The 14,023-nt window shown below is 51.9% G+C and carries 12 protein-coding genes and 2 tRNA genes; 9 read left to right on the top strand and 5 right to left on the bottom strand.

What is annotated here, in order from left to right:
* The first annotated feature begins 362 nt into the window (after positions 1-362).
* The 7 genes from AB1K62_RS07635 (at position 363) to AB1K62_RS07605 (ending at position 8,511) form a co-directional block, all read left to right on the top strand.
* Positions 363-893, top strand: coding sequence for a CarD family transcriptional regulator (locus tag AB1K62_RS07635; RefSeq protein ID WP_367002629.1), 531 nt, complete (start codon positions 363-365; stop codon positions 891-893).
* A gap of 1,005 nt (positions 894-1,898) precedes the next feature.
* Positions 1,899-2,438, top strand: a complete 540-nt coding sequence (locus AB1K62_RS07630) for a hypothetical protein (protein WP_367002628.1) — start codon at positions 1,899-1,901, stop codon at positions 2,436-2,438.
* Positions 2,439-2,579: 141 nt separating this feature from the next.
* Positions 2,580-3,353 (top strand): hypothetical protein, encoded by a 774-nt coding sequence (locus tag AB1K62_RS07625; protein ID WP_367002626.1) that lies wholly within the window; start codon positions 2,580-2,582, stop codon positions 3,351-3,353.
* 109 nt (positions 3,354-3,462) lie between these two features.
* Complete coding sequence (locus AB1K62_RS07620) at positions 3,463-4,263, top strand: fimbria/pilus periplasmic chaperone (RefSeq protein ID WP_367002624.1); 801 nt, start codon at positions 3,463-3,465, stop codon at positions 4,261-4,263.
* The gene (locus AB1K62_RS07615) at positions 4,260-6,914 is read left to right on the top strand and encodes a hypothetical protein (RefSeq protein ID WP_367002623.1); all 2,655 of its coding nucleotides are present in this window, start codon (positions 4,260-4,262) and stop codon (positions 6,912-6,914) included. The genes AB1K62_RS07620 and AB1K62_RS07615 overlap by 4 nt, the downstream gene beginning before the upstream one ends.
* A gap of 9 nt (positions 6,915-6,923) precedes the next feature.
* Positions 6,924-7,838: a hypothetical protein gene (locus tag AB1K62_RS07610; protein ID WP_367002622.1), complete on the top strand. Its 915-nt coding sequence runs from the start codon at positions 6,924-6,926 to the stop codon at positions 7,836-7,838.
* 259 nt (positions 7,839-8,097) lie between these two features.
* Positions 8,098-8,511 carry a hypothetical protein gene (locus tag AB1K62_RS07605; RefSeq protein WP_367002621.1) on the top strand — a complete coding sequence of 138 codons (414 nt, stop codon included), beginning with the start codon at positions 8,098-8,100 and terminating at the stop codon, positions 8,509-8,511.
* Positions 8,512-8,593: 82 nt separating this feature from the next.
* On the opposite strand, the gene AB1K62_RS07600 is transcribed toward AB1K62_RS07605, so the two are convergent.
* The 5 genes from AB1K62_RS07600 to aroA all read right to left on the bottom strand — a co-directional run bounded on the left by AB1K62_RS07600 (position 8,594) and on the right by aroA (position 13,345).
* Positions 8,594-8,680 (bottom strand) — tRNA-Leu (locus tag AB1K62_RS07600).
* A 153-nt stretch (positions 8,681-8,833) separates the two neighbouring features.
* Positions 8,834-9,115: an integration host factor subunit beta gene (locus AB1K62_RS07595; protein ID WP_367002619.1), complete on the bottom strand. Its 282-nt coding sequence runs from the start codon at positions 9,113-9,115 to the stop codon at positions 8,834-8,836.
* Positions 9,116-9,387: 272 nt separating this feature from the next.
* Entirely contained in the window at positions 9,388-11,091 is a 1,704-nt protein-coding gene (gene rpsA / locus AB1K62_RS07590) for a 30S ribosomal protein S1 (protein ID WP_367002617.1), read from the bottom strand.
* Positions 11,092-11,294: 203 nt separating this feature from the next.
* Positions 11,295-11,954 carry a d(CMP) kinase gene (locus AB1K62_RS07585; RefSeq protein ID WP_367002616.1) on the bottom strand — a complete coding sequence of 220 codons (660 nt, stop codon included), beginning with the start codon at positions 11,952-11,954 and terminating at the stop codon, positions 11,295-11,297.
* Positions 11,951-13,345, bottom strand: coding sequence for a 3-phosphoshikimate 1-carboxyvinyltransferase (aroA, locus tag AB1K62_RS07580; protein WP_367002615.1), 1,395 nt, complete (start codon positions 13,343-13,345; stop codon positions 11,951-11,953). The genes AB1K62_RS07585 and aroA overlap by 4 nt, the downstream gene beginning before the upstream one ends.
* A 180-nt stretch (positions 13,346-13,525) precedes the next feature.
* On the opposite strand from aroA, the gene AB1K62_RS07575 reads away from it, so the two are divergent.
* Together AB1K62_RS07575 and AB1K62_RS07570 are read left to right on the top strand one after the other, a co-directional pair.
* The gene (locus AB1K62_RS07575) at positions 13,526-13,852 is read left to right on the top strand and encodes a TIGR02300 family protein (RefSeq protein WP_367002613.1); all 327 of its coding nucleotides are present in this window, start codon (positions 13,526-13,528) and stop codon (positions 13,850-13,852) included.
* An 82-nt stretch (positions 13,853-13,934) separates the two neighbouring features.
* Positions 13,935-14,010 (top strand) — tRNA-Ala (locus tag AB1K62_RS07570).
* Positions 14,011-14,023 lie beyond the last annotated feature (13 nt).

Genomic DNA, 14,023 nt, shown 5'->3' with positions numbered 1-14,023 from the left:
AGCCAAGGGCGCGGATGCGCCCGCCCGGCGCTTGAGGTAAAAAAAGAATCTCCCCCCGAGTGCAGCGAGGCAAGGCCGCCAACATATACTGGCGTCCGCCGCGCCTTATGGCGCGTAGCCAAGGGCGCGGATGCGGCCGCCCGGCGCTTGAGGTAAAATAAAAATTTCTTCAAATAAAAGTTTCTTAACGCAACGATAATTGCTTTTTTGTGTCGAATCTGTTAATACTGGTGTCGGTTAACGGCTGGGCACGGGGGTGTTTGGTCGTTATATGTATGAACAAAAGGGTTTTTTCGTCGGTTTTGCTTCAATAACTTTGACCGGGATTATCCTTCTTTTCCTTCAAGAAAGAAAGGTTTTTTATGGCTGCGAATACGCTGTCCTTTGATGTGGGCGATTATGTTGTTTACCCGAAACACGGTGTAGGCCGGGTTATCGAACTGCAGAACGAAGAAATTGCCGGAATGCAACTTGAACTCTATGTCCTGCGGTTTGAAAAAGAACGTATGACATTGCGTGTTCCGATGAACAAGGCCGAGGGTGTCGGCATGCGTAAGCTATCTTCCGACAAGACGCTAAAGGAAGCGTTGGAAACGCTAAAAGACAAGCCAAAAGTCAAACGCTCCATGTGGTCGCGCCGGGCGCAGGAGTATGAAGCGAAGATCAATTCCGGTGATCTGGTATCCATCGCGGAAGTAACCCGCGATCTGTTCCGTGCGGATGATCAGCCAGAGCAAAGTTATTCCGAACGACAGATTTTTGAAGCGGCGTCCAGCCGTCTGGCCCGCGAGCTGGCTGCGATGGAAGAAACCGACGAGCCAACCGCTCTCGAAAAAATTCTGGAAATCCTGAATATTGCGGCGCCTCAATATTATGAGGACAAAGAAGCCTGATTTTCTGAATATGTTTTTTAAGCATTTAAAAAACCGCTCCGGTATTCGGGGCGGTTTTTTTGTTGGGGGGGGTGGGGATAAGACCTCAGGCGCCGGGTGTTTTTTATTTTACCTCAAGCGCGGTGGGATTCTTTATTTTTACCTCAAGCGCCGGGCGGGCGCATGCCCGCGCCCGGCGCTTGAGGTTAAATAAAAACTCCCCGCAACTCTAGACACACACCCAAAGTCGGCCACCCCTCCGACGCGAAGCGGAGGCAAGCGCGACCGCGCGCCCGAGCTTATGCGAGGAAAGCCAAGCGGGCGGATGCGCGCGCCCGGCGTTTGAGGTCTAAAAAAGAATCACCTCAACTCTAGACACACACCCAAAGTCGGCCACCCCCCGACGCGAAGCGGAGGCAAGCGCGACCGCGCGCCCGAGCTTATGCGAGGAAAGCCAAGCGGGCGGATGCGCGCGCCCGGCGTTTGAGGTCTAAAAAAGAATCACCTCAACTCTAGACACACACCCAAAGTCGGCCACCCCCCGACGCGAAGCGGAGGCAAGCGCGACCGCGCGCCCGAGCTTATGCGAGGAAAGCCAAGCGGGCGGATGCGCGCGCCCGGCGCTTGAGGTAAAAATAAAGAATCACCCATGCCTGAAACTAAGCCAGAACCTGCCTTATCCGCTGTTACGCGCCTGGAAATTCACAAAATATCATTAAGCTTTTTCACCCCATTGTCCCAATTTTGGACAAGCTCCTAATATTGCGATTTTCACATTTTACGCCCGTTTACCATTATATGCCTTGGCTACCCGTGCTTATAGCAACTTTGGATATTGGATAAACAACCGGATTTATGCGACTTTACTTGTAGTTTGTAATTTTCGGGTTGGTATATTTAGCGAATTCTTATATTAAGGTTTCATTAACGATATAGGGGTGAGTCGGGTCGCGACTCCCATTAATATTAAGCGAGGACTTTACGCTCACCAAAGTTCTTGGCGACGTTACGTAATGAGGGGCACTCATGCGATATTTATTTCCGGCGAAAGCCGGCGTGGCACTGGCCGCAGCGATTCTGGCTGTGCCTGCTGCTGCCAACGAAATAGACAATGCGCGTTCATTTGACATCGCCGTCAGTGGCTCAATAAGTCAGTATTGCGCATTGGGCGGCATTGCGGACATGGATTTCGGCAATCTGGAACGCCGCGGTCTTAGCCGTCAGGTTCCGGTGGCCTTTAATTGTAATATGCCATTCACGATGACCATCAATGGCGAGCGTGGTGCGTTAACGCACACGACTATGCCAAATGGTCAGGGGCCTTTTGGCGGCCAATTGCCTTATTCGCTGTCCATCGAAATGCCTGTGCGTCACCCGGCGCAGCAGGTCGTTACCAAATCGTTTACCAGCCGCCAGATTCAGGCCGGCGGCATTATTTCCAGCAACGGCGGTATCGCCACAGATGGCATGGTTCTGGGCGTTGAGCTTGGCTTGCCTTCGGGTGAGGCCGGACTGCTGGCTGGAGAATATTCCGAGATGATCACGATTACGGTCTCTCCGATCTGAGTTTCGTCTGCGGAATGATCTGCAGACGGTATTACGCCGGAAGGGCAGGCATCGATGCCCCTCTGGTTTGCGACCCAACCGATGCGAACAAAAGACCGATACCCAAGTTAATAGGGACGGTTTAACAAAAGGAAGTAAGTCATGAAAAATATCCTATCCGGCGCAGTTGCCGCAATCGCTCTTGTTGCTATCTCGGCTCCTGCCGCTGCACAGACCAACGAACTGCACTATGCGGGCACTGCTTTAGGTGGTTATACAATCACCAACCCACAGGATTTCCCTTTTCCTTTCGATGGTCTGTTCATCCTTGCCGGTGAACTGGGCGTTGCAACTCAAGTTGGCACACGCTACACTGCGCAAGCATCTGCACCAGGCGACACCGAAACCGCTACTCCAACAGTTACCGTTGATTTCCGTTTGAGCGGAACCGTTAACAAAGACTGTTCGTTCTATTCAGGTAACACTGCATCAGCAACGAACATCGACTTTGGTGTAATCGGAATCCGTACCGGCAACAATGAAAATGTTAACAATGCATTCGAAATGGTTGGCCCTGCGGTTGCGAACATTGAATCACTGACTGCTGGTTGTAACTTCAACAACGAAGTTGAAATCTCGAAAGACGACATCCGTGGTCTGGTTAATAATGCTCCTGGTGGTTTTGATACGAATGAATTCACCGCAAATATTCCATATGAAGTGGATGCAAACTGGACCGGCGTTGCGCTTAACGCTCAGACAACCGGTTCCGCGCAGAATCTGAATGTGGCAACCAATGCAAATGCTGGCACCAAACAGCAAGGCGCATGGCGTTCTGCTATGACCATCGACATTACTGCACCGGTAATAACGGGCAAAGGCCTGGTCGCTGGTACCTATGAAGGCACCACGACACTGACGCTTCGCGCGCTTTAAGCCTTGTTATAATATTTGAGAGAAGGGGGAGGATTATTCTTTCCCCTTTTCTTAACTTTTTTGTGAAATAACGTTAAAAAAACTTGGTAAAAATCTGGGGGCATTGTTCATGACGCTATTGACGACATTAAGACGGCGTGTTTGCGCTACGCTATTGTTAGTCGCCGCTCTGGCGCTAACGACACCGGCCCTCGCCATGCGTGTTTCACCCATGGTTATCGAAATGGAATCACGCGGGACGGATGCGACCGCCCGTATTGAAGTGCAAAATATTAATCCGGATAAATTGGCATTCGAAACCCGTGTTTTCCGTATGGAAATTGATGCCGAAGGCGAAATTACCGAAACGCCAGCTGATGAAGATTTTCTGATATTCCCGCCACAAGGCGTATTACCTGCCGGAGGCCGTCAGGTCGTTCGTTTGCAATGGCTTGGCCCCGCAGAGCCGAATACGTCTCAGGCTTATTATGTATCTGTTGAGCAACTACCCGTAAAATTGGAGCCTTCAGTTACCGATGCTGTCGGGGCACAGGTGCAAATCCTTTATAATATGCGCGCACTGGTTGTTGTCGCACCGCCAGGCGCAAAACCTGATGTGTCCGCGACGAAGGTAGAGCAGGTTTTTTACCAGCCGCCCGCTCCTCCTGGCGCAGCAGAACAGCCGGAAATGCAGGACGGAGTGGCTATCACCCTAACCAACACAGGCCGCCGCCATGCAATGATGGCGAATTTTGGTTGGCAATTGGTTGGTACGGACAAGGATGGCAAGTGGCTACGGGTCGATATCTCTCCTGAAGAACTGACGCGTGCGGTCGGGACTGGCTATGTTCCGGCGAATGGCGAACGTATTTTCCGTGTACCTGTTCCAGGATTTGGCCCGGGACCGATTAAACTGACATTCCAGCAATGAACCGCTCCGTTCTTTTTTGTACCGTTGCGCCCTTGGCTTTATGGTCCGGGGGAGCATTGGCTCAGGTAACCATACCTTTGCCGGGTCAGACCAGTTCCCAAACTGGGGAGGCCGGCCGGCAGGATGAACCTGCAACGATTCCTCTTCCCGGGGATCCTGTATCCGGGCCGGTTGAGACACCTGAAACGTCACCAGAACCAGCAGAGCCGGTTGTGCAGCAATATCCGATTGGACCGCATGGCCGTCCGGATATTAACCCATATGACCGCGACATTGATATGACGGTGCCGCTGACCTTTCAGAGCCGCAGTCTAGGCGAGATTCCTCTGCGGTTGACGGCAGATGACAGGTTTTTGATCGAATCAGAAACCTTTCTGCGCTTGATGACGTCGGTTCTGAACGAGAATGCACATACTGATCTATCAGAAAAATTAGCATCTTTGCCTCAGTTCGGGCCAGAGGATTTGAGTGAAACCGGCGTTGAACTTACTTATGATCCCAGTACTTTGGCGGTCGTGGTGGTTGAGGTTTCACCAGAACAGCGCGCAATTCGCGATTTATTTGCGCCGCCACGCGATGATATCAATGACATTACATTAGAGCCGGCTGATTTTTCCGCTTTTCTTAACCTGAGCGTAGCAAGTACCTATTTTTGGGAAGGCAATGAGATTAATCCGCCGACCATTAATTTTGATGGGGCTGTGCGGCTTGGTCCGGTGGTGTTTGAGGGCGACGCGCAACTAGGCCAAAGATTTGGTTTAACCGGCGATTCGTACAAGCTGACACGCAATTATGCGCGACTGGTTTATGATGAGCCGGAGGATTACCGCCGTTGGTTCCTGGGCGATCTTGATCCCGAAATCCGCGGTCAGCAAGCATTTGTTTCGATGGGTGGTGTCGGTGTCTTGCGCCAAAAGCGTCGGTTTAACGCTTTTCGTTCGGCAATCCTGCAATCCAATCGTCAACTTATAGTCCAGCGCGATTCGACTGTGCGTTTTTTGCGAAATGGCACGCTATATCGTGAAATACGTCTTCAGCCGGGGCGTTATGATTTTAGTTCGCTGCCGCTCATTGCAGGCAGCAATGATATCGACATTCAGGTGACCGACAATACCGGCGCGGTGCAGAACCTGTCCTATCAACAATATCTCGATCCGATTGACCTTGATCCCGGCGATCATGAATATGGCGCATTTTTCGGACCGACGAGCGAAACATTTGGCCGCGCACCCGATTATCGCGGGCCGCTGGCTTTTACGGGTTTCTTTCGCAAAGCCTTTTTTAATCGTCCGGCCATCGGCATAGGTATTCAGGCCAGCAAAGATGTGCAGACGCTCACCGGTCAGACCCAGTTTGTATTGGGCAATGGTGGACGATTATTGCTGGACGCCGGAGGAAGCAATTCCAAATCCGCGGGGCAGGGATTTGTAGGTGGCATCAGTTACGAACATTTTATTGATCGCGGCGGCCTGTCCGATAGCTTCACGATCAGGGCCGATTATATTTCGGACCATTTTGCCACTTTGAATAATGTGGACGGAATTAATACAACATCTGTAACGGCGTCGGCGCAATATACGCATCAGTTTAATCTGAAATTTTTGACGACCACAACCGCTTCTTATCTGAAAGGTCGTGGATCACTGGGCGACAGTTATCGCATCGGGACCACCGGCTATTATCGTTTGAACCGGGAATGGACGTTCCGGGCTGGCGTTGATTACGCGAAGTTTCCCAGTTCATCTGCCCGGGGTAACGGGTTTAGCGTCAGCATCGGACTTGTATTCCAACCGGATTACAGACGCCGTGCCGAGGCGCGGTACGAAAGCCGTGATAGCGTTAAAGAGCTTTCCTATAACCAGAGCGGCCTGAACCAGCTTAACAGCGTCGGCTTTGGCGGTGTCATCGCGCATGAAAACAATAATGCACGCGCCCAAGGCTATGCGTCCTATTCCGCTAACCGTTTTGACGCATCGATAAGCCATGCCAGCTTCGGGCCGAGTATTTCGGATTTCGGACAGGTCAACGCCACTTCGGTCCGTGTGGGTACGACATTGGCTTTTGCAGACGGTCTATTTGGTATCGGACGGCGGATTAATGACAGTTTCATGTTGCTTTCCGCACACGAAAATCTGGGTGATCGCAGCGTGGTAGCCGGACAATCACTGGCCGAGAATAATTATATCAGTAAAAGTGGCGCATTGGGTTCAGCCGTCAACAATTTCCTTGGTTCCTATTCTACCCAATCAGTCCAATATGACGTGGAAGATCCGCCAACCGGTTATGATACCGGTTCGGGAATATTCCGTGTATATCCGTCCTATAAGAGCGGATATGCCGCGCGTATCGGGACCGATGCGTTTGTCAGCGCGATGGGTACGCTGGTTCTGGGGCCGGACCAGCCGGTTTCATTGATCGGTGGTCGCGTGAATTTGCTGGATGTACAAGAAGGGGAGAATCCGCAGCCGGTTCCTTTCTTCACCAATTCGGTCGGGCGTTTTGCCATTGCCAACCTGTTGCCGGGCCGCCGTTATCTGGTTGAAACATATGGGCCTAATGGCACGATCGACAAAAGTTTTGAATTCACTGTTCCGGCCGATACGGACGGTTTGGTGAAACTTGGTACCGTTCGTCCGGGCATGAAGAAATAGGAGACACTAATGCTGCGTCCATTTTTGACTTTTTTAGCAGCCTCTGTGGCTGCACCAGCTTTGGCCCAGGTTCCTGCGGCACCCGCCGACCAATCGACCGAATGCCTTCTTCGTGTCAATCCTGCTCCGGCAAGCTGGATCATAGACGGGCATGATCCGTTCTCCGGCTCTATTCCCGAAGGCACATTTGGCGTGACTTTTGTGAATGAAGGCGGAGCAGATTGCCGTTTTGTACCGGTATTTGAATTGCGGCAACCGCCATTTGGCCTGTCCAAAGACATGGGGCAACCCGTGGAATATAGGTTGTTGAACCTGACCGACACAACCGATGCAACGCCGCGTGCAGGCCGGTCACAGCGCCGGGCTACCCAGCGTGAAATGGTGCTTAAGCCAAGAGAATCACGCTCGCTAATGTATAAGCTTGTTGCTGAGCCGAGGCAGATAAATAGTTCTGGAACGTTCACGCAGGACGTGACTTTAGAAGCTCAGGATAGCCAATTTCGTTCTTTGGGGGGCGCGCCTCTGGTTCTGGGGCTAACCGTACTCCCGTCCGCGCGGATCAGCCTGGCAGGCTCCTATACGATGAGCGATGGTCAGGCCGTTGTTGATCTGGGCGAATTGCGGGAGGGCATCGCGCCGACTATGCTCCGCCTGAATGTCAGTAGCACGGGTGATTACGAGATTGCCGTAACCTCTGCAAATTCCGGACAGCTTCGTTTGGGAACCAGCCAATGGTTCGTTCCCTATTCCGTTGCGATAGGCGGGAATGCGCTAAACCTTGTTGGAACCCGCACCGTTACGGGGACTCCCAGAGCCGGACTTGTTCGCGACTCTTTGCCGTTACAGTTCATTATCGGCGATGTTTCTAACAAACGTGCCGGGGTTTATAGTGACGTGCTTTCGGTAACGATTACAGCCCGATAATCCTTGCTAATCAAACAACTAGTAAAATACTGCTGTGGCAAGTCTTTGCGGTCTGATACTCATGATGACTGTATTTAATTTATAGTAATGATAATTTGGGTGTCGCCCATATTGCAGTAGCGTAGAATAAAAGTTCGTCAGCTTCGCTGTAGCGAAGATTATTACCAATAGTAAATCGCCTGTTAACTCTGCTCGTTGACGCTAGCTTCAATGGCCTGTGTCAAGTTCTTTTCATCAGAAACGAATTGAAAGCAGGAATATGGCGAAGAAACTTATCAGTGCGATAGCAGTGGTGGTTGCGGCCACGGCTACAACAAGTGCAGTTGCAACAAGCTCGATGGGGTTCAATTTAAGGGCAGTAGTGCCCGTGACTTGCGGGGTTCAATATAATCCGGCTGGCGCTGGCTTTACCGATAGCGTTGCTCGGCTTGGCCAACTTCGTGAATATTGCAATGCACCGGCTGGATATCAGTTAGAAGTCCGCTACAGTCCCGATAGCTTGCGAGGCGTGCGCCTAAACTTTGGCAATGAAAGCGTGACGCTTGATGGCTCTGGTTTTGCTACGATTCCCGGTGCTTCCGGGCCCAAGATTCAAACACGGGCACTGTCGGCACAAGTGGGGCCAAACGGGTTTGATGCACGCGAATTTCAGGTTGCCGCGATAGCGAACTGATAGCCGTTCTGGTCCACGCCGTCTTATAAATAATATTGGATTGCGGGTCTTATAAGCCCGAGATCAAAAGCTTTTTTAAGACTGGTGCGGACGGCGGGACTCGAACCCGCACACCCATTTCGGATAGCAGATTTTAAGTCTGCTGCGTCTACCATTCCGCCACGTCCGCACCGGTATAATTCAGCTCTTGACTGAATCGACTTTTGACAAGCATTATTGCGGGCAGCAGGTCAAGTGTAGAGATGCTAAAAATGAATTTTTTTGATAGCGCACCCGAAGTTCGCTCATATTTCCGGCGGCTCAGATGGCGTACAATATGTGTTTAGCGCTTATTCAGGCGCTCGCGGATCTCTTTTCCAGGTTTAAAGTAGGGAACACGTTTGGCCGGAACCTCTACTGATTCCCCTGTGCGCGGATTACGACCGATACGTGGTTGGCGCTGACGGGTTGAAAAAGCGCCAAAGCCGCGGAGTTCCACTCGTCCGCCTTCCGCCAGTTTCTGGCTAATCTGGTTGAAAAACAGATCAACGATTTTTTCAATCTCATCTGGCTTCAAATCAGGGTTTTCTTCGGCCAGTTTCTCAAGAAGTTCAGACCGTATCATGAGCGTGCCTTTCCAGTTGCGGGGCAACCACATAATTCAAGCGCATCGCTTCCCGCAAAAAACATAAGGTGCGGGTTCGATGATGTTGGATATTGACAGAAATCTTATGTGTTTTCAATGGTGTTCGGCTATAGATTGTAATCTGCCCTGCATTGGGACGGGCTGATTACATTCCAAACTTATAATTATGCATGCCTTTACCAATGAAAAAGCCCGCCTTCTTTCGGGAGGGCGGGCTTTTTCTTGAAACCATATCGGACAATGCCGGTGGTTTAGTCGTCTTTCTTCTTGAGCGCTTCGCCCAGAATATCGCCCAGACTTGCGCCGGAATCGGTAGAACCGAATTGTTCGACAGCTTGTTTCTCTTCCGCGAGCTGATGTGCTTTGATAGAGAAGTTTGGCTTTTTGGAACGATCGAAACCGATAACCATGGCGTCCACTTTCTGGCCAACCTGGAAACGGTCAGGGCGCTGCTCGTCACGGTCACGGCCAAGGTCGGTACGCTTGATGAACCCGGTTGCGCCATCATCACCAACCTGCACTTCAAGACCGCCATCACGGACTTCAAGCACGGTAACCGTGGTAACCGTTCCTTTCTTGATGCCGCCGGAATCGGTTCCGCCAACGGCTGGAGCGCCTTTTTCAAGCTGCTTCATGCCAAGAGAAATGCGCTCTTTCTCAACATCAATGTCAAGAACGATTGCTTTTACCTGCTCTCCTTTATGGTGGAGGTTCAGCGCATCTTCGCCTGAAATGCCCCATGCGATGTCGGACATGTGAACCATGCCGTCAACGTCGCCTTCAAGACCGATAAACAGGCCGAATTCGGTTGCATTTTTGACTTCACCTTCGACCGTGCTGCCAATCGGATGGGTATCTGCAAAGTCTGTCCACGGGTTGGATTGTGCCTGTTTGAGGCCCAGTGAAATCCGGCGTTTCTCGGTATCCACTTCCAGAACAACGACATCGACTTCCTGCGAAGTAGAGACGATTTTGCCCGGATGGACGTTTTTCTTGGTCCAGCTCATTTCGGAAACATGAACGAGGCCTTCAATGCCGGGCTCCAGTTCGACAAACGCACCATATTCGGTGATATTGGTAACAGAACCGGTCAGTTTCGTACCAACGGCGTATTTCTCGGAAGCGGCATCCCATGGATCGCTTTCAAGCTGTTTCATGCCAAGGGAAATACGCTGGGTGTCTTTGTTGATCTTGATGATCTGGACTTTCAGCGTATCACCGATGTTGATCATCTCATTGGGGTGATTAACCCGCTTGTAGCTGAGGTCGGTAACATGGAGCAGGCCATCAATGCCGCCCAGGTCAACAAATGCACCATAATCGGTGATGTTTTTCACAACGCCTTCGGTCACTTGACCTTCAGCCAGCGATTCGATCAGTCCCGAACGCTGTTCAGCGCGGGTTTCTTCAAGGATAGCACGACGTGATACAACGATGTTGCCACGTTTGCGGTCCATTTTCAAAATCTGGAAAGGCTGTGAAATATCCATCAGCGGGGTCACGTCGCGCACAGGGCGGACATCGACCTGACTGCCGGGTAGAAATGCTACAGCGCCGTCAAGATCAACGGTGAATCCGCCTTTGACACGGCCAAAGATGATACCGTCAACGCGGTTGCCTTCGTCATATTCTGTTTCCAGCTTGTCCCATGAAGCTTCGCGGCGGGCGCGGTCGCGCGACAGCATGGCTTCGCCGTTCACATTTTCGATACGGTCGACATAGACTTCGACTTCATCGCCAATATTCAGGTCTGCTTTTTGACCGGGAGCAGCAAATTCGCGCAGCGCCACACGGCCTTCTGATTTCAAACCAACATCAATGACAGCCATGTCATTTTCGATGCCGACAACGGTGCCTTTGACCACGCGGCCTTCAAAGCCCTGATCTTCACCGCCGATTGATTCGTTTAATAATGCCGCGAAATCATCGCGGCTGGGAAATGCCGTAGAGGCCATATAAGAGTTCCTTAATAATCATTTTTCGGGCCAAGCGGTTGGTTCCGCTGGTCTTGGACCAAAACATGACAGCCACCGCATGTGGCAGTCATATTCGCCAGAAAACTGCCATTTTGGTCATACGGAAGTTAGGCCACAAATAGAAATAGCTGCGCCAGGACCAGAGCGATTATCTATCACCCGTCTAGCGCACCGCGAATTTGTTATGCCGGACCTTTTTTGCCCCGGCGGCTTATTTTCGCATCCACCAAGGCAATTGCCTGTTGAATGGCGTCGCCTATAGTCAAATCGGTCGTATCAAGCAAGTCTGCATCCTCGGCGGGTTTTAGCGGCGCTGTTGACCGGCTTTGATCCCGCTCATCTCGCTTGACTATATCGGCCAATATGTCATCGAAATTCACCGGATCGCCGGACCCTTGCTCTGCCCGGCGTTTCATTTCCTCAAAGCGCCTAACGGCCCGTGCTTCGGTGGAGGCGGTGACGAACAGTTTAACATCGGCGTCCGGGGCTATCACCGTGCCGATGTCACGGCCATCAAGCACCGCGCCGCCCGATTGATAAGCAAAATCTCTTTGGCGTTTATGCAGTGCCCCGCGGACCTTGGGATGTACCGATACCCGGCTGGCCAGTCCGCCAATCGCTTCGCTTCGCAGCGCTGGATTGTCTAATAGCAGCGCATCGAACATACAGGCTGCAAGAGCATCTTCGGGATTATCAGCATCGCCACCTTGGTTTAAAACCGTCCAGCCGACACCGCGATAGAGCAGGCCGGTATCCAGAAAAGGCAAGCCGTAATGCTTTGCCAATTCCTTGGAAATCGTGCCTTTGCCAGAGGCGGTAGGTCCATCGACGGCAATGATCATCGGGTGCTGCTTTGTAAAGCGGCTAGCATATCGGAAAATCCGGGGAAGCTGGTTTCCGTGGGACTCATATCATCTACTGAGACGCCCGTTTCACTGACAAGGCCCGCAATGGCAAAGCTCATGGCGATCCGGTGGTCCAGTGCGGTCTTTATCATCGCTCCATCCGTTTGCGCCCTAAGTGGCTTCCCACCGCTGCCATTGATTGTCAGACCATCTGCATTTTCAGAAACATCGGCACCGAGCATGATCAGCCCCTCCGCCATTTGTGACAGACGATCCGATTCTTTGACGCGCAGTTCAGACAGGCCGCTGGTGATTGTTTGCCCTTCTGCCAGAGCAGCGGCGACAAACAGGATGGGAAACTCGTCAATCATACTTGGCGCGATACCGGCGGGAACATCTATTCCTTTCAGCTTGCTGTGCTTCACATGGATATCCGCGACAGGTTCGCCGCCAACCGTGCGCCGGTTTTCAAAACGTATATCGCCGCCCATTTCCTGAAGCACAGTAAACAGCCCGGCACGCGTGTCGTTAATGCCGATATTCTCAACCACAATATCCGACCCCGGAACCAGCAAAGCGGCAACGACCGGAAACGCAGCGGATGACGGATCGCCCGGAACTGTAATATTTTGCGGCTCAAGCTCCGCTTCCCCGACGAGAGAAATGATGCGGTTATCTTGTCCGTCAATCTCAACCGAAATATCTGCGCCAAAGCCTTTTAACATGGTTTCGCTGTGGTCGCGGGTGGGTACAGGTTCGATCACGCGGGTGATACCGGGGGTATTCAGTCCGGCGAGCAATATTGCTGACTTCACCTGTGCAGAGGCGACGGGCAGGCGATATTCCAATGGCACAGCCGGGCAAAGCCCCCGCACTGTCAGCGGCAGACACGCTTGGTCATCGGCGGTAATCCGGGCGGTAAAATCCGCGCCCATGGCGGTAAGCGGATCAATCACCCGGCCCATTGGCCGTTTGGACAGACTGGCATCGCCAAGAAAGGTTACGCTGATATCGTGAGAGGCGACCAGCCCCATTAGCAATCGCACAGACGTGCCGCTATTGCCTAGGTCAATGGCGGTTTCCGGCTGCATCAGTCCGCCGACTCCGACTCCGTGAACGGTCCAGAGATTATCCTTCTGTTCAATTTTGGCTCCCATGGCGCGCAGGGCCGCAGCGGTCGCCAACACATCTTCGCCCTCCAGCAGGCCGCTAATTTCGCTCTTTCCAATAGCGAGGGATGAAAGAATCAGGGCGCGGTGAGATATGGATTTGTCGCCCGGCACCCTTGTCCGGCCAATGAGCGGGCCGGCTGGTGAAAAATATGCCGGTTTGGCATTCCCCGCTGCTTTGGCATCCAATATTGTCTGAACTGTCGGTTTTTTAATCATTTATAGGTTTCTTGTGCGGGAACATGCGAATAAAATACGCATGATTCGTTTCGGGATATGAAACGGCTTTTGACAGCGCGGCTCAGCTATGGCAAGGCGCGGCCCGATTGATTGATCGATTCTGCAAATCTTGTGAGCGGTCATTATATATTACTGACAAATAAGGATTTGGAGCCAGCCATGGTGAAACCAGAATGGGGTACGAAAAGAACTTGCCCGAAATGTGGAACACGTTTTTACGATTTGGGTAAAGAAGACCCGGTTGCCTGTATCGAATGTGAGGAAACATGGATACCGGAACCCGGCTTGAAATCCAAACAGCCGATGCCATTTGAAGAATCGCCTAAAAAAGATGCGAAAAAAGAAGACGAAGTTGCCGATGATGATCTGGATATCAACATCGATGATGACGATCCTTCGCCGGATAATGAAGTTGATCTTGGCGGTGATGACGATTTGGGCGTCACCAAAGGCAAGGGCGATGACGAAGATAACGCTGAAACCTGACCAGCGAATTTGTAATGATTTCGGCAAGCCTTAATTTGGGGCTTGCAAAATGCGGCGTGCTTGGATTAAACGCGCCGCTCAAGGGGCCTTAGCTCAGCTGGGAGAGCGCTTCGCTGGCAGCGAAGAGGTCAGGAGTTCGATCCTCCTAGGCTCCACCATAAAATCAAGTTG

The sequence above is a fragment of the Parasphingorhabdus sp. JC815 genome (assembly GCF_040717415.1).
Classification (GTDB): domain Bacteria; phylum Pseudomonadota; class Alphaproteobacteria; order Sphingomonadales; family Sphingomonadaceae; genus Parasphingorhabdus.
Note: the sequence above shows the minus strand (reverse complement) of the source record. Positions and strands in the feature narration are given on the sequence as shown.